General features: G+C 36.5%; 17 protein-coding genes and 1 riboswitch. Of the genes, 14 read left to right on the top strand and 3 right to left on the bottom strand.

What is annotated here, in order from left to right; translation table 11 throughout:
• Positions 1-15 precede the first annotated feature (15 nt).
• The 8 genes from CEQ21_RS22905 to CEQ21_RS22870 all read left to right on the top strand — a co-directional run bounded on the left by CEQ21_RS22905 (position 16) and on the right by CEQ21_RS22870 (position 8,296).
• Positions 16-1,272 carry a glycosyltransferase family 4 protein gene (locus CEQ21_RS22905; protein WP_185766524.1) on the top strand — a complete coding sequence of 419 codons (1,257 nt, stop codon included), beginning with the start codon at positions 16-18 and terminating at the stop codon, positions 1,270-1,272.
• A complete protein-coding gene (locus CEQ21_RS22900) occupies positions 1,247-2,347 on the top strand; it encodes a hypothetical protein (protein WP_185766523.1) in 1,101 nt (366 codons plus the stop codon). The genes CEQ21_RS22905 and CEQ21_RS22900 overlap by 26 nt, the downstream gene beginning before the upstream one ends.
• Positions 2,348-2,496: 149 nt before the next feature.
• Positions 2,497-3,426 (top strand): NAD-dependent epimerase/dehydratase family protein, encoded by a 930-nt coding sequence (locus tag CEQ21_RS22895; RefSeq protein WP_185766522.1) that lies wholly within the window; start codon positions 2,497-2,499, stop codon positions 3,424-3,426.
• Between the two features lie 108 nt (positions 3,427-3,534).
• Complete coding sequence (locus tag CEQ21_RS22890; RefSeq protein WP_185766521.1) at positions 3,535-4,164, top strand: DUF1796 family putative cysteine peptidase; 630 nt, start codon at positions 3,535-3,537, stop codon at positions 4,162-4,164.
• A 16-nt stretch (positions 4,165-4,180) separates the two neighbouring features.
• A complete protein-coding gene (locus tag CEQ21_RS22885; protein ID WP_185766520.1) occupies positions 4,181-4,834 on the top strand; it encodes a DUF1796 family putative cysteine peptidase in 654 nt (217 codons plus the stop codon).
• A gap of 535 nt (positions 4,835-5,369) precedes the next feature.
• Positions 5,370-6,119 carry a glucose 1-dehydrogenase gene (locus CEQ21_RS22880; protein ID WP_185766519.1) on the top strand — a complete coding sequence of 250 codons (750 nt, stop codon included), beginning with the start codon at positions 5,370-5,372 and terminating at the stop codon, positions 6,117-6,119.
• Positions 6,120-6,171: 52 nt separating this feature from the next.
• Positions 6,172-7,359: a MalY/PatB family protein gene (locus CEQ21_RS22875; RefSeq protein ID WP_185766518.1), complete on the top strand. Its 1,188-nt coding sequence runs from the start codon at positions 6,172-6,174 to the stop codon at positions 7,357-7,359.
• 166 nt (positions 7,360-7,525) lie between these two features.
• Positions 7,526-8,296: a TerC family protein gene (locus CEQ21_RS22870; protein ID WP_185766517.1), complete on the top strand. Its 771-nt coding sequence runs from the start codon at positions 7,526-7,528 to the stop codon at positions 8,294-8,296.
• 50 nt (positions 8,297-8,346) lie between these two features.
• Here the strand turns inward: CEQ21_RS22870 and CEQ21_RS22865 are convergent, their stop codons facing one another.
• Positions 8,347-8,883, bottom strand: a complete 537-nt coding sequence (locus CEQ21_RS22865) for a ribonuclease H-like YkuK family protein (RefSeq protein WP_185766516.1) — start codon at positions 8,881-8,883, stop codon at positions 8,347-8,349.
• A 493-nt stretch (positions 8,884-9,376) separates the two neighbouring features.
• On the opposite strand from CEQ21_RS22865, the gene CEQ21_RS22860 reads away from it, so the two are divergent.
• Positions 9,377-10,360, top strand: coding sequence for a metal-dependent hydrolase (locus CEQ21_RS22860; protein WP_185766515.1), 984 nt, complete (start codon positions 9,377-9,379; stop codon positions 10,358-10,360).
• Positions 10,361-10,375: 15 nt separating this feature from the next.
• Positions 10,376-11,515: an MGDG synthase family glycosyltransferase gene (locus CEQ21_RS22855; RefSeq protein ID WP_185766514.1), complete on the top strand. Its 1,140-nt coding sequence runs from the start codon at positions 10,376-10,378 to the stop codon at positions 11,513-11,515.
• A 73-nt stretch (positions 11,516-11,588) separates the two neighbouring features.
• On the opposite strand, the gene CEQ21_RS22850 is transcribed toward CEQ21_RS22855, so the two are convergent.
• Positions 11,589-12,410, bottom strand: coding sequence for an alpha/beta fold hydrolase (locus CEQ21_RS22850; RefSeq protein ID WP_185766513.1), 822 nt, complete (start codon positions 12,408-12,410; stop codon positions 11,589-11,591).
• A gap of 271 nt (positions 12,411-12,681) precedes the next feature.
• Here CEQ21_RS22850 and CEQ21_RS22845 point away from each other — a divergent pair, with 271 nt between their 5' ends.
• Complete coding sequence (locus CEQ21_RS22845; RefSeq protein WP_185766512.1) at positions 12,682-13,701, top strand: STAS domain-containing protein; 1,020 nt, start codon at positions 12,682-12,684, stop codon at positions 13,699-13,701.
• 85 nt (positions 13,702-13,786) lie between these two features.
• Here the strand turns inward: CEQ21_RS22845 and CEQ21_RS22840 are convergent, their stop codons facing one another.
• Positions 13,787-14,092 carry a DUF5658 family protein gene (locus CEQ21_RS22840; protein ID WP_268879000.1) on the bottom strand — a complete coding sequence of 102 codons (306 nt, stop codon included), beginning with the start codon at positions 14,090-14,092 and terminating at the stop codon, positions 13,787-13,789.
• Between the two features lie 213 nt (positions 14,093-14,305).
• On the opposite strand from CEQ21_RS22840, the gene CEQ21_RS22835 reads away from it, so the two are divergent.
• The 3 genes from CEQ21_RS22835 to CEQ21_RS22825 all read left to right on the top strand — a co-directional run bounded on the left by CEQ21_RS22835 (position 14,306) and on the right by CEQ21_RS22825 (position 16,981).
• Complete coding sequence (locus tag CEQ21_RS22835) at positions 14,306-15,262, top strand: tyrosine-type recombinase/integrase (RefSeq protein WP_185766510.1); 957 nt, start codon at positions 14,306-14,308, stop codon at positions 15,260-15,262.
• A 110-nt stretch (positions 15,263-15,372) separates the two neighbouring features.
• Positions 15,373-15,813 (top strand): CoxG family protein, encoded by a 441-nt coding sequence (locus CEQ21_RS22830; RefSeq protein ID WP_185766509.1) that lies wholly within the window; start codon positions 15,373-15,375, stop codon positions 15,811-15,813.
• Between the two features lie 158 nt (positions 15,814-15,971).
• Positions 15,972-16,060, top strand: a riboswitch (cyclic di-GMP riboswitch).
• Between the two features lie 48 nt (positions 16,061-16,108).
• Positions 16,109-16,981, top strand: a complete 873-nt coding sequence (locus tag CEQ21_RS22825) for an amidase (RefSeq protein WP_185766508.1) — start codon at positions 16,109-16,111, stop codon at positions 16,979-16,981.
• Positions 16,982-16,996: the final 15 nt, after the last annotated feature.

The raw sequence follows: 16,996 nt of genomic DNA, 5'->3' as shown, positions 1-16,996 counted from the left end.
AGGAGTGTTAGGAAATTGAAAATACTATTGGCGACATATTGGGCTATCCCCCATGTAGGCGGGGTTTGGAACTATATGGAACAGCAAAAAAGAGAAATGGAGAAACTCGGGCATGAGGTTGACTTGCTTGGATTTAATGAAGATTCCAGTGCGGTTTATATCATTAATAAAGATAAAGCAATCGAACGAGAAAAATTACTGCCATTGCTTGAAGGTAAACTGACAGAGGAAGCATACCCAGAATTACATGTTAATGCTCTCGTCAAATATACAGAATTCCAGCGCTATATATTTGAGTTAGGAGCAGCTTATTTAGGGTTGGCAGAATATGATGTGATTCATACTCAAGATGTATTGGCAGCGGCAAGCATGGCAAGAGTGCTGCCGGAACATACAGCTTTAGTTGCAACACTGCACGGGTCAGTTGCACATGAAATAAGGCATCAGCTAAAAAATATTCATAAATCACCAACAAGCTATATGGCCAGAGCTTACTACGATGCTTTAGAAAGAAATGGTGCAACAGCTCCTGATTATACAATCGTCGCAAATAACTGGTTAAAAAATATTTTGATGGAGGAATTTAATGTGCCGCAAGAGCAATTAAAAGTCCTTCATTATGGATTTGATACAGACACTTTTTTAGAGGAAATGACAAAAGAGAACACGTCACTCTTAATTCCGCAAGATAAGACAGTCATCACATATACAGGGCGCCTTATTGAAATGAAGGGTGTGCATCATTTAATTGCCGCTTTAGGCAAGCTGAAAGAGGATAGAGAGGACTGGGTGTGCTGGATTATTGGCGAAGGAGACAACCAAGCCGAATTAAAGAAGCAAGTAGAAGAGCTTGGAATTGAGGATGACGTTTTCTTTTTTGGAAATAGGAGTGATGTTCCGTATTTAGTTTCGAAAACGGATATTTATGTGTTTCCTAGTCTTTTAGAAAACCAGCCGCTTTCATTAGTAGAAGCTCAAATTGCTGGAAAACCAAGCATTGTTAGTAACGCTGGAGGACTTCCGGAAATGGTGAAGGACGGGGTAACAGGCCTAATTTACCCTGCAGGTGATGTTAAAGCATTGTATGAACGATTAAAGCTGTTATTAAGCTCGCCTGAATTTCAAAAAATCATCGGGAAAAACGCACAAGTTTGGGGACTTGATCATTGGTCTTTATCAAAAGGTGTGCAAAGTATTTTAGCAGTGTATGAGGAAGCAATAGCAAAGAATAGAAAGGAAGAAAGTGATGTTTCCATGGAAACCGATCGTTAATAAAATGATTTCCTTGTCTGTTAACAAGGGAGCGGATTTAGTGAGTTCACTGCTTGATAAAATAGCTGTAGAAGAATCTCCTGGATCATCACTGTCAAATAATGAGATGAAGAATGAGAAAGACAATGAGACATTTTATACGGCTGACATGCATAAGCCAGAAAGACCAGAGCAGCAGCAATTACTTCATGCACAAAGAAAAATGATCGAACAGCAGCAATGGATTAATGCACAAAGACAGATGATGGAGCAACAGCAGTGGCAACAGAAACTGGAACAGCAGAAAAAGCTCGAGGAACAACAAAAACAGCTGGAACAGAAAAAGTTAGAAATACAAAAAAGGCTAGAGGAGCAGAAAAAGCTATTAGAACAAACACGACAGGAACAAAAGCAGCGTTCACAGGAACAACAGAGGTTGCATCAGCAGCAAAGGTTAGAGCAACAGAACAGACTTGAAGAACAACAAAGGCTACAGGAACAACAAAGGCTGGAAGAGCAACAAAGGCTACAGGAGCAACAAAGGATGGAAGAGCAACAAAGGCTGGAGGAACAACAAAGGCTGGAGGAGCAACAAAGGATGGAAGAGCAACAAAGGCTGGAGGAACAACAAAGGCTGGAGGAGCAACAAAGGCTGGAGGAACAACTTAGATTAGAGGAACAGAGACGTCTGGAGGAACAGCAAAAAATTGTCGAGCGTCTTGATTCTGTTTTGCCTGAAGGCTATCAATTTCCTAATGAAAATACGATAACGTTGTTCCAGCCCATGAAGGTAGATTTCTATCATCAATATTTTGTAAGAGAGTCTACAGCAAAAGAAGGTTATTTATTTATTGACCCACAAGTAATGGAGCAACTAGCAGCCACTTTACCTAGCAAGTATAATCTCCCTAATAACAAAACACTGGAAGTTTTTGAAGAAATGTCGGCAGATGTATATAATTACCTATTCGCAGAAAAAGCAGGCAAGAACAAGGCGTTTGTTGATCATGCCTTTTTTGATGAAGTGGTTAAGACGTTGCCTCACAATTATTCGCTGCCCGATGACACAATAATAAGCAGTCTCATTGTCGAGTAAGTAGGAATATCAGCGAATGGGAATTACTCCATTCGCTCCTTTCTGCCAATACCTTAAACATGTCCAATTTTCCTTTTTATGGTCAGACGTCTTATACACAGATGGTAGAAAAAACATAAGCTATTAAAAAAGAATAGAGGAGTAAAAGGATGAAAGTAGTAGTTACAGGTGGAGCAGGTTTTATCGGTTCGCATTTAACAGATTTTTTAGTTAAAGAAGGATACGCGGTTCATATTTTAGATGATTATAGATCAGGTTATCACGAACATGATCATCCAAAAGTTATCGTGCATAAAGTAGATATTCGCAGCAAAGAGGCTAGACAAATCATCGAAACAGAAAAACCACAATTCGTATTCCACTTGGCAGCACAGGCAGATGTTACCTTATCAATAAAAAATCCATGTGAAGATGCAGATATCAATATAAATGGAACAATAAATATACTAGAAGGCTGCAGAAATGCAAACGTGGAAAAGATCATATTTTCTTCCACTTCTGCTGTGTATGGTAACCTTCAAAAATCTGTCATTACGGAACAAGATCATACAGCACCGATTTCTTATTATGGACTCTCCAAACTTTCCGCTGAAACATATATTCAGTTATATCAGACGCTCTATGGTTTGGATTACACGATCCTGCGCTATGGGAATGTTTACGGGCCAAGACAGACTGCTAAAGGTGAAGGCGGTGTGATTGCCGTATTCATGGATAAAATTAAAGCGGGAACAAGCTTAAATATTCATGGCGATGGGAAACAGACGCGTGACTTTGTTTTTGTAGAAGATGTCGTAAAAGCAAATCTCGCTGCCATGAAGGGCGGGAATAACGACATTTTTCATGTAAGCACAAATAAGCCAACATCCATTAAGGAGCTTGCTAGTATTTTATTAGAGCTTCACCCAGCTGCTCTAGACATCATTCATACTAACAGCAGAACAGGCGATATAAAGCACAGCTGCCTTAAAAATGAAAAATGTGCAAATGAGCTTGACTGGAATCCTGCATACAATATCGTGACAGGCTTAGAAAAAACCTATCAATATTATTTGCAAAACAAGCTTCCTTCTAATTAACTAGTTGCTTCATCCGAATAAGGGGCCATACGAACATAATTCACAGCCAGATTGCCTTTATGCAGTTTATATTGATAATGGCCTGATGCCATTAAAAGGAGTATGTACATGAAGCTTAATGAAATAAAAGGTGAGTATGATGCCATTTATAGCTTAGGTGAAAATTGCCTGCCAGCAATGAAAATGAGGCAGTTTAATCTAAGACCCTTCGCCGGCCCGTTTGATTGGGTAGGAATTCGCTATGCACATAATGTTGCAAAGCTTATCCAAACTTACTTTACAGGGTTTCTAGCAGAGGAAAATCTTGTTCCTAGCGGCTATGCTTCAGACTCCGACTTGCTTGTATATGATGTAGAAAATATTATTAGCTTTAATCATGATTTTAAAACAGATAGAAATACAATAGACAGCCTGATGGATTTACCGTCCGTTCAAGAAAAGTATCAAAGGAGAATCGCACGGTTTATCCAAAATATTCAAACAAACAAGCGCATCCTCTTTATTCGGTCAGAAGCAACCATTGAGGAAATTATTGAGCTCCAGACTGTGTTAAAGGAAGTAGTAAAAGGTGAGTTTACATTATTAATCGTGAATCATTATCCTATCGATAAGCTTATTGAGCATGAATGTTTTATTGATAATGTGTGTGCATTATGTCTGCCAAATGAAGACATTTGGGATGGAAATAACACACTTTGGCAGCATATATTCACTGACATTACCATCCGTCCACAATAGTAAAGGAGACGAGTAGATGAGTATACAAGATTTGAAAGGAACATATGATGCTATATACAGTTTAGGAGATTTATGTCTAGCAAGCATCCAGCTTCGTAAATTTAATTTGCGCCCTTTTGCAGGACCACTTGATTGGATGGCCTCCAATCAACTTTCAGAAGTTTCTAGGCTGCTATCCAATAAATTCACAGGCTATATGGAGCTACACAACTTGAAAGCAACAGGTGAGTATTCCACAGGCATTAACTCAACTGATCCATATTTGGTTATTACAGATACAGCATATAATATCGTTTCAAGCCATGACTTTAGGGCTGACAGTAATACGTTTACAAACTTTCCTGAGTATACAAAGGTTAAGGAAAAGCTGGATAGACGTGTAGAAAGAATGCTGAAATTCTTTGAAGAAGGCGAACGTATCCTTTTTGTGCGCACAGAGGCTTCCTTTGCAGACACATTACAGCTTGAATCCGCAATATCATCTGTCGTAAAGAATAACTACCAAATCCTAATTATCAATCATAAAGACAGACAGGATATGGAAAAAAAGGCGTGGCCAATAAGGAATGTCACAGTTGTTGAAATGCCAGAGTACGAAAAATGGACAAACAACGATGATTATTGGGAGGCATTATTTGAAAACATCGCCGTCAAAGAGGTAGAAGACTAAAAAACGCTCCATAAAAAATGGGGCGTTTTCTTTTGCAGACTTAACTTTCCTAAAGAGGCTGGGAAATAAGTATGTGAATACGCATATAGAGGCTGGGACATAAGTATATGAATCAATAAAAAACCGAACTATATATTCAAATATGGATGTAATTTTATTATTCATGTTTAGAAAGGTTATTTTTGTTTTATCCCAGCCTCTAGAATAAAAGCTTTGCAAAAGTTAATTTATGACAAAAGCCAACCTGGATAAACTTTTAAAAAGCTATGTAGGTAATATAAGAAGCGTTCAAGTTCGAGAAAGGGCATTGAAGTTAAGCTAAGTCAAATAAATATAACTATTAAATAATTTTACGCACTCAATCTACAATATCAATTATTAAATAAGCAATAAAAAAAATAATTAAATACAAGGAAAATACCTGTTCGCAAGTCCTTTAAGTTCAATACAGCAACTTGCAGCAGTTATTTTTTGATATCTCGTCAATCCTTTAATACAATATTAGTATAGAAATAAACGAGTAAAGGAGACAGCCATGAAATTTTTAGATCAGGTCGTTATTGTAACTGGAGCAAGTAATGGAATTGGCAGGAGCATTGCAGAGCATTACTTAAAGGAAGGGGCTAAGGTAGTTTTTGCAGATATTGATGAAGCTGCATCAACGGAAATCATTAATGCCTCTAATCATCCTGAAAATGCAGCTTTTATTAAAACAGATGTTAGACAGGAGCAAGATATCATTCAATTAATGGAAAAAACGCAGCAGCAATTCGGAAAGATTGACATATTAATAAATAATGCTGGCAAGGCTTTGTTTAAGTCTGTTTATGAACTAACCTTGGATGAATGGGAAGATGTTATACACACGAATTTACGAAGTGTGTTTCTATGTTCACGAGAAGCAGCAAAAATCATGAAGCAAAATGAAAATGGTGGCTCGATTGTAAACATGTCTTCAACAAGGGCATATATGTCTGAACCGAATACAGAAAGCTATAGTGCAAGCAAAGGCGGAATTATGGCGATTACTCATGCGTTAGCAAATAGCTTGGCAAATGACCGAATTGCTGTTAACAGTATCGCGCCTGGCTGGATTGAAACAAAGCACTATGAAGATTTACGGACTATTGATCATGACCAGCATCTATCTAAAAGGGTAGGCAAGCCGGCAGATATTGCGAGAGCATGTCTCTTTTTAACTAATAGAGACAACAATTTCATTACAGGTACTAATCTAACAGTTGATGGCGGAATGACTGTTAAGATGATCTATGAGGAAGATTAATGAAACAACTAGTGGATACATATTCTAACGATGTGAAAGGAAAGTGGAAATCATGATAAATAATTTTGATGAGGTTGTTAATCGGAGAAACACTTATTCAGTCAAATGGGATGGCGGTAAGATGATCAAGGAGATGGGTCTTACGGAAAGATATGATGAAGACACTATTCCTTTATTTACGGCAGACATGGATTTGCCTGTACCACATGCATTAGTCAAAGCATTACATCAAACAGTAGACAACAGGATTTATGGCTATTCGATTTTTCCTGATGAATACTATGAAGCAATTCAGTATTGGTTCAAAAAAAGACACGACTGGGAAATTGATAGAGATCATATTGTATACAGTCCGGGGACAGTGCATGCAATGAATATGGCTATTCGTGCTTTTACTGAACCTGGTGATGGTGTCATCATTCAGCGTCCTGTATATCCACCGTTTACTTCAGCTATTGAAGGAAATGGAAGAACGGTTGTCAATAATCCTCTTTCTTGTGATGACAATGGCTACTATACGATTGACTTTGCAGATTTTGAAAGAAAAGCAAGTGATGCTAGCACAAAGATGTTTCTATTATGTAATCCTCATAATCCAACAGGAAGAAACTTTCGCAAGGATGAATTGCAAAAATTAGCAGATATTTGTAGTAAGCATCAAGTTTTAATTGTTGCAGATGAAATTCACGGTGATTTAATTAGAAGAAACGAGCAATTTATTCCAATGGCAAAAATTGCAGATAATGATTCTCTTATTACCCTAACAGCCATCAGCAAGACTTTTAATGTAGCAGGTCTCCATTGCACAAATGCGATAATTTCAAACTTGAAGCTTCGCAAACAATTTTTAAAAACAATGGGCTATCAAATGGCTTCACCATTTACAATCTCAGCGCTTATTGCCGTGTATCGAGAAGGTGAGGAATGGCTGGAGGATTTAAAAGTATATATTGATGGCACAATGGAAATAGTCAAGACGTTTATCGATAAAAACATGCCGAAAGTAAAGGTAACGATACCTGAAGGAACGTATATTATGTGGATGGATTTTTCAGCGTATAACATAACGCCAGAGGAGGTTCATGACCGTATATATAATAGAGCCAACGTCCTGCTTGAGGATGGAAGTATGTTTGGGGAAGAAGGGAATACCTATCAGAGAATCTGTATTCCATCGCCAAGATCTATTATCCAAACAGCTTTGGAAAGAATGGCAAAGGAATTTGAAGACTTGCAATAAAACAATATGTCCTTGAACAGTGTGAGTTATTTGCACTGTTTAAGGTTTCTATGAAAAACGAAAAAAGGCAACGCTTTCCGTCTAGTTCAAAGGATTGCAGTTGTCTATTTTTAGGAGTATAATGTTCTCATTATCAATTTAATATAATTATTTGGGGGCTTTTTGATTGGATATTTTACATCAAATACTTTCTACTTACGCTTCATTTTTTGATGGAGAGATGTGGGTTAAAGTATTATCAGACCCTGTTTCTTGGGGATTAATTGGTTCACTTGTCATCCTTGAAGGACTTCTTTCAGCAGACAATGCGCTAGTGCTTGCTATCATGGTTAAGCATCTTCCTAAGGACAAGCAAAAAAAAGCACTCACATACGGACTGTTTGGAGCGTATTTTTTCCGCTTTCTATTCATCGGACTCGGAGTGTATTTAATTAAATTTACTTGGATTAAAGTAATTGGCGCTGCTTATCTTGCTTGGATTGTTATCCAGCATTTCTTCCTTAATAATAAGGACGAGGAAGCAAGCGGCATAAAAAAAGACAGCTGGACTGTTCGTATGTTTGGAGCATTCTGGGCAACTGTCATTTCCGTTGAATTGTTAGACTTAGCCTTTTCAGTCGACAGTATACTTGCATCTTTAGCTGTTTCAGATGAAATTTGGATTTTGCTATTGGGTGGTATGCTTGGCATTTTAATGATGAGAACTGTAGCAAAGCTGTTTTTAGTCTTAATTGAAAAGGTGCCTGAATTAGAAAATACAGCATTTGTGCTTATCGGCATCATCGCCTTAAAAATGTTTGCTAGTATTTTTGGCTTCGAGTTAAATCATTACGTTTTCTTTGCGATTTTGATTCTGGCGTTTATCATTACATTTATCATCCACTTCATTAACAAAAATAAAAAATTGTCTGAAGAAGTGGCTTCATCAAAAGAATAAAAGTTAGCCCTGTTCTTAATAAGGACAGGCTTTTTTTATGTAACAAAGCATCACTTTGTATATTTATTAGCATAACTTGATGCAACAAACGAATCCGGTTTTATTTTCGGTTCAATTCCCGTTGATTCAATCCGAGCAACCATTTCATTAACAAATTCACTCGTTCTATTTCTTGAACCGCTACCAATGTCGATATGGCCTTCCATCGAAAAAGTGGCTCCATTATAAATAAAGGGAAGTACGATATCAATCATCGTATTTTTTCTTTCCTCAGTAAATAAAGAGACGACTTCCTCTGTTAATGTTGTTTCGTAAGAAATCTTTTCATGCAATGCTAACATCTTTCTTGGAACAATATTCTTTCTAATACAAGCCCATGCACCTTTGCCTTTATTTTGGATGACAATGCCAGTTATAAAGGTTGTATGAGATGGATGAACCTGTGAATCTGTGCCTATCATCAATCGGTAATTTCCCCGAGGGTTTCTCGCCATGAAGCTAATAATACGCTGAAACACCACATCAAATGTCATAGAGTTTTCTTGAAGATTTTGAAATGTCCTATCTGCCCAACTTTTCTCCGCCATTATAGCTCCTCCTTCAAACGTCTAAACATAAGCAATGAAGTACTGTTTATACCTATTGTATGAACACACTAAAAAAATAGCACCAAGCATTCTGTCCTCCTATTATATGCTGTGCTTATTGGTACAGAGTGAGCGAACGCCTAAAATATGTAAAAAACTTGTTAGATAAGATAGTAACATCTGGTTAAAACGAAAAAGCTATATGAACACAAATGCTGTGCTTTGAATAACTAAATGGAGTTATAATAGACTTTAAACTAGTTAAATGACTTATATACAGCAACATCACTGCTGTCTATTAACCTGTAACTTTAAATAATATCTCAGAATCTAAACATAATCTTTACATGAAACCATGAATGAAGGAACACATACCAAATATAATGAAGAACAGAAGGGGGTGATTAACTATAAACGAAGACAATACCCAAACATATTAATTTACATAGAAGGAAGCATTATTGTTTGTTAAACAATGATAAGGAGTGATGAAATGGATACGAGTTCACACATTATAATGGGCTTAGGATTAGCTGCACTCGCTCATATTGATCCCGTTGTCGCTAATTCTGATGCTTTGTCCCAAGCAGTCTTATTCGGTACAGTCATTGGTTCGAACGCACCAGACTTTGACTATCTTTATCGAATGAAAGGAAAGGGCAGTTATATCCGCAATCATCGTTCAACATCCCATTCTTTGTTTGTGTTACCTCTTTGGAGTATTGCTGTTTCAGGTATTATTTATGCCTTTTTCCAAGAGGCGTCGTTTCTCCATTTATTTTTATGGACTTTCTTAGCAGTCATTCTTCATGTGTTTTTTGATTTATTTAATGTCCATGGAACACAGGTCTTACTGCCGTTCTCGAAAAAGTGGATTGCGTTTGATTCGCTCCCATTAGTAGATCCAACTATTCTAGTAGTACATTTGTTTGGATTTTCCCTTCTGTCATTCTTTCCAATGGGTGAGGTATTTTTAACTATTTATCTTTTTATTTTCCTGTACGTAGCTGTTCGAGCCATCTCCACCGTGTTAGTAAAAAGAAATTTGCATCTCCATTTTCAAAACTCTATACGCATAAAAATGATTCCTCGTATTTCCTTATTTCAATGGGATGTCATTATCGAAACGAAGGAAGATTTCTTATTTGGTGTTTACGCAAAGAGCAGTCTTACTATTGACCATTCTCTTGTTAAAAAAATTACATTTCCTGACTTAGTGTCAGAAAGTAAAAACCATCCACTTGTTGCAGATTTTCTATCAAGTACCCAATATGCCTACCCATTTGTACTAAAACGTAAAAATGGCTACCTAGTCTATTGGAAGGATCTTCGATTTCGAACAAATAAGTTCTTTCCTATTCTTACAATCATCGCAGTATCATCCGACCACAAGATGAATGAAGGCTTTATCGGCACACTATACTCCTTAAAACAATACAAGCAGGTAATCAAACAGTTAAAAAATACGGCATCTTAAAGAAGGGCTGAGTTTATGGAAAAGAAATTACTGATTATTTCTTCTGATATAACAGGACATGGTCATAAAAGTATCACAGAATCATTATGTGAAAAAGTCCAAACGTATCAAGGTGTCGAAATCTTCGTAGTAGATGGATTTTCCCTTGGTAAACGATTGCTTTTAAAAATCGGTCAATCCTACGGGCCCATCATTAGAAATTCAGAACAGCTTTGGAAGGTGATTTGGAAGCTCTCTGCCCTAAAACCCCACTTAGTTGATAACTTTATCGAATTACTGATCAGGGAAAACTTTCTCAAATTACTGGAAGACATACAGCCAGATATGATCTTATCTGTTCATCCTAACTTTAATGGCTCTATCTTAAATATTTTAGAAAAGCAAAAGATCAACATCCCATTTTTCACCCTTATTGCTGACCTTGTGAATATTTTTCCACTTTGGGCAGATAAAAGGGCCCATTACATAATAAGCCCTACATATGAAGCACAAACTAAATGCATTGAATTTGGAATTCCAGACGAAAAAATAAAGGTTTCCGGGTTTCCAGTTCGTTCGCGTTTTTTCCAAAAAAGCTGTAATCAGCGCAAGCTTTATAGGGAAGGGCAGTCATTAACATGCTTGATTATGAGCGGTGGTGAAGGTGTTGGGAATATGAAAAAAATCGCCGAAAATCTTTTGAATCATTTCGAATGCAACGTTAAAATTGTAGCCGGGAAAAACGTCACGCTCAAAACAAAACTCGAAATGTCACTAAAAGCCAAATATGGTGATCGCGTTGAAATATATGGGTTTACAAAAAACATTCAAGATTTGATGCTAACCTCTGATATTGCGTTTACAAGAGGGAGCCCGAATGTTATGTTTGAGGCAATTGCCACAAATACACCACTTATTATTACAGGTGCATTACCAGGTCAAGAAGAGGATAATCCAAGCTTTGCAGAGAACTTTAACTTAGGAGTAGTTTGTAAAAAACCAAAGGAAATTAAAGATACATTAAGCAATTTACTCGCCAATAACGGCGAAAAGCTAAATAAAATGATAATAAGTCAACGGAATTTTATAAATACAAAGGCAGCGGAGGACATTCTTCAATTTATTTTAGAGGTTGGGGAGCCTTATTATGAAGAAGCAAAGGAAAAGCTTTCTTAAACACATCAATAGCTAACTTAGAAGGTCCGGAGAGAATAACCTTTTAAGTTAGTTTTTTTTGTATTAATAGCTGTTAAATCATGTGCATCATAATATTTTTAAAGACAAGCTCAGGCTGTTCCTCTGTAATTAAATGGCCGGTTTTTTTATAAGTAATTAACTGTGCATCAGGCAAATCACGAACGAGACGCTTGCCAATCTCCAATGGAACAACGCGATCCTCCTCACCCCATATTAATAGTGTAGGTACATGAATATCCTGAAGCTGGTTTGGCAACAAATCTCCTTCACGATGACGAAGAAGGCGGATTAAAGCCTTATAAAATCCTTTTTCATTAAGTGGTTTGCCGAATTCCTCAATCATTTCATCATTGATTAATGACTTGTCAAAGAAGACATTGTTTAAATGGTGTCTTACCCCTTTTTTTTGCACATAATAATAGGCTAATTTTTCAAATAATGGCAAATAAGAAGTATAAATAAGCGCTTTTCTTGCTCGTTTTAAGTAACCAGAGCTGCATAGCAAAACTAATTTGGTTACTCGCTCAGGAGCGAGCAATGCCATATTGAGGGCTATTTGTCCTCCCATAGAATGTGCTACGATATGGAAATTAGAGTATCCAAATTGGTTCAAACATTCCAGCAGTAGCTTCGAATAGTTCTGAAAGCTGTAAATAAATGAGGTGGATTTATCACTTTTTCCAAAGCCAGGAAGGTCAATGGCAATAACTGAATAATGCTCCTGCAGAAAAGGGATAACTCGGCGAAATGTATAGGTTGAGGATGCAAACCCGTGAATTAGAACAATCAGTGGTTTTTCATTTAGTATGTATTCACAATACAAGTTAATTCCAGAGACATTAAGATACGTTTGTTTTAATTCCCAAGCAGTCATTCGTGCTCCACTCCTTCATGAATGAATAATATTTTTATTATTAAACAATACGGGTGAGAGGATACAAAAAATTTTTATTGAATTTGATTCGAATTAGTTATACTATTCTATTGGCGAATCTTAAACATAAAAGAAATAGTAGCATTCAATTAACGAGATCAACAAAAAAATGTTGCGAATAAAGGTTTAAAAATAGGTGAAAAGGTGTATATATGCAAAGTGAATATACATAAATAGAGAAAAAGAAAATGAGCGTATGAAGGGGATTAAGATGAGTAAGCATTCGTCTATTAATATTGGTGGTTTAAATTTTGAATGGGAATTAGAAAAAGGCAGGTTTATCTTTGAACAACAAGATTCCGTGCTTTTCTGGATTTCCAGTGCGATGAGAACTTTTTTCGATACAATTGAGGAAATTTCCGGCGAAGAAGCTTCAAGCTTAGTATTTGAAGCTACAGGCTTTAGACAAGGTCTTGTAGTTGGTGATTACTTTGACAAGATGAAGGATGTAGATGTGAAAGAAGCAGCAACTCTCATAACAGCTACATATGCATCTGCAGGCTGGGGCTTAGCAGATATCCATGATTTGGATTTTACAAACAAAACATTAACAGCACATATTAAAGATAGCTGGGAACATAAAATAAATCTTGCACAAGGCAAGAAAAAAGGCGGACATTTTTTAGCAGCACATTATGCTGGGATTTTCTCAAAATTATTCGGTACAAATATTTGGTATAAGGTTGTGCAGGAGCAGCTTGAAGGCTATGAATACAGCATCATCAAGTATTTCCCTTCCAAAATAACTGTATCAGACAATATCCATGAACTGGCACGAAAAAAAGAATCAGAACAAATTTCGCAATTGGAGCAGCTTGTGGAGGAAAAAACAAAAGAGCTGAAAGACCTTGTGAAAAGAATTTCCTCCCCAATTATTCCTGTCCATGATGACATTGTCATTGTTCCGCTTTTGGGAAAATACGACGAAGATCGGTCAGAATTACTTGTAACAAATACTCTTAATAATTTACCTCAGTACAAAGCAAGTTATTTAGTGTTAGACTTAACTGGTTTGGACCGAGATATTAGCCAGCATACTGCAAGTCTTTTAGAAAAAATCGGTTCAGCTGCAAACTTAATTGGCATAAAAACAATTTTAGTCGGAATTTCACCAGAATTGAGCATCGTCGTATCACAGGCAAACATTAACTTATCACAATTTGATTGCTTCCAAACATTAAAGCACGGCATTCATTATGCATTAGGACAGCTTGGCAGGAAAATTATATAATAAAAGAAACTCCTTATCTTGATGATAAGGAGTTATTGTTTATAAGTTAACCACTTTAGTTTACATAATATTATTATATTAAACTTCAAAATGCATATGATATCCAAGTAAGGTGGACAGCAAATATGCTTACATATAATAGCAGTGGTACAGATAGAATTATTCTCCATGTTTTCACATGCTTCGTTGTGAAATATGCGGCGAGAATAAACAGGAAAATGGATAAACCGATTTTACAGCATAAAAACAAATAAGGAGACAGCTCCCAAACGGAACTCATTAACGGATTTGCTTCACCAATCAGTTGGAGATGCATTCCGATATATGTCAATATTCCATCAGCTAAATTTAAAATACCAATTGTCCAAAAGAGAATCTTGATTGGAAACACCTCATATGTAAGCTTTAGAAAGCTTGTTATTTCTACTAATTATCCCAATAAAATACAATAAATTAAATAGGTCATAACACGCAGATGCTAACTTAATTCCTTTGTAGCAGTTTTGACTGCATAACCGCGCATAATATCTCTTATGTGCGGTTTTTTAAGGAATATAGTATAATAAATAATAGATAAAAGTCGAAGATTGGTGGTTTATTAGAGATGGATAATCGTTTATTAGCAGAATGGTATGAGGAAGAAGTCACTATCTTTAAAACAGAAATGGATAATAAAGACTACAGCAAGTTCACAATGGAAAACTATGTACGCGATATATACTTATTTTTAGAATTTATGACTCGGAAAAAAGCAGAAAAGGTAGAATTGCATGAAGTAAAAAAGCTGCATATAACCCTATTCATGAATGAATTGAAAACAAAGCGGGGCAATAGTGCTACATCAAGGAATAGACGACTGACGGCATTAAGATCATTTTTTAAGTGCTTAATGGATTATGACTTACTTGATAAAAACATTGCTGCTGAGTTAGAAAGCGCGAAGGAACAAAAAGGAAAATTGCCGAGTTATTTAGAGAAGGATGAACTGAAGGCGTTTTTTGATATGATCAGCATTGTATCTCAAAAGCAGCATCAAAAAAGAAATAAAGTGATGATGGGCCTGATGGCTTTTGCTGGATTGCGTGTTTCTGAGATACATATATTAAATATATCCTCGATTCAACCAGCAAAAAGAGGACTGCAGGTGTTAGGAAAAGGTAATAAAACAAGATATATTCCGTTGCCTATAAAGCTTTATGAGGAGTTAATGTCTTATATAAAGGAAGATAGAATTCTGCCGATGCGAGGAAATGAGGATGCCTTGTTCATCTCAAGACGAGGAAAAAGGATTTCTAGAAGGCGGATACAGGAAATAACCGAGCGAATTTGTAACAGTATTGAACAGGAATACCCAGAATACAATTGGAAGCAAAAGTCGATTTCCAGCCATAAGCTGCGTCATAGCTTTGCGACACATCTCGTCAGGGATGGACGAGATATTCGTACAATTCAAGAGCTGCTAGGACACACCAATTTAAACACAACTCAAAAATATACACATGTGTCTGATGATCAGAAGGAAAAAGCAATGGAAATGGAATTGTCAGATTACTTCAACTAAGTCACGATAATAATATTATGTTAACTAAGTAAAAATCCTTTTTGCTAAACATACTTTCTTCCTATATGAATATGCATAGTAATAGACATGAAAAGAAGGAAGTGTGAGCAATGCCTAGCAAAAAGCATAGTATAGTTGTTAAAGCTCCCCTTGAAAGGGTGTGGGATTTTGTCAGGTCGATGGATAATTGGGCTCCGTTAGTTCCTGGTTATATTCAGCATCAGATTATCTCTGATTTAGTTTCAACATGGGAGTTTAAGACAGATATTGGCTTCATAAAGAAAAAAATCTCTTTACGGATAGATATACTGAAATGGGAGGAACCATCTCAAGTTTCTTTCAAGCTGACAGGCATAAATGAAAAATTTATCGGGAGCGGTTATTTTTCAGCACAGCAAGTCGGAGAAACACAAACAAAAATGACTGGTTATTTGGAAATAAATGCATTTGGTACATTTGCACCGATGGTTAATAGTGTACTTGAGCCGAAATTAGATGAAATTACGCAGGAATTAACGATTGGGGTTTGTAAAGCGATTGAAGACAGGTGATTATAATTTTATTATGTTAACTAGAAAATGATTACTTAATGATTAGCTTATGATAAATGCATTTATCACAGTTCTTCCATAATTTTCATTTCATTCTTTGTGAGAAAAGTACTAGGAAAAAAGAATGAAACACGCTATAATATAACTAACTAAAAAATATCTGAAAAGGGCAAACTTGTTGAAAAGCAAGGACGCAAAGCTATGGGCCTAACCGTTTATCAAAACGAATGGCTGCCAGGCTGCCAGACTTCTCCTTTGGATTGGTCTAGGCTTTTCTTAAGGAGAAGTATATATAATGAAGAAACTAGCAATTTTAATTTTGGTGGTGGGCTTAATGCTACCTTCTATTCATACAAATGCTGCTGCAAACAGCAAAACAAATGCAACTTGGATCTGGAATCCATGGTCACTAACAACTGCAGCTGGACAAAATAAAGTCATTAATTTCCTTGTGAAAAACAATGTGACAGACGTCTACCTGCAAATTGACCAAGAGGTTGAACGAAAAACATATCAACAATTTATTGCCAAAGCTACAGCAAAAAGCATCAGTGTTCATGCATTAGATGGTGCTGCGAAATGGGCATTGGCAGGCGGACAAGCATATGCGGACAGCATGTTCGCATGGCTTAAGAATTACCAAAAGAGCAGCGCTGCAAATCAACGCTTCAATGGTGTACATTTTGATGTTGAACCGTATATATTAACAGAATGGAACACAGACAGAGATGCTGTTGTCCTAGCTTATCAAAAGCTGATTAAACGCAGCAGTCAGTTAAGTTCTAAATTAAGCTTAGATTTAAGCATTGATATGCCATTTTGGTTTGACGAAATTACATTTGCCAACACATATGGAAAAAGCAATCTTGCAAAATGGGCAATCAAAAATACTGATGCTGTCACTATTATGGCATACAGAAATACAGCAACAGGTGCAAACGGCATTAATTCACTTGTGAAAACAGAAGTGCAATATGCGAAGGATGCTGGAAAAGCAATCAATATTGGTGTCGAAACTGGTGAGTCAGCAGAGGGTTCTAATATAAGCTTTTATGAAAAAAGTAAAACATATATGAAAAACGAGCTTGCAAAAGTAGCAAAAGCATATCCGCAAGAAAACGTTAATCTTGCTGTTCATTATGTGGATACATGGATGCAAATCAAGTAAGTAAAAAGGACCTTT

This window comes from Niallia circulans (assembly GCF_007273535.1).
GTDB classification, from domain to species: domain Bacteria; phylum Bacillota; class Bacilli; order Bacillales; family Cytobacillaceae; genus Niallia; species Niallia circulans_B.
This window is presented reverse-complemented; position numbering and strand designations above follow the sequence as displayed.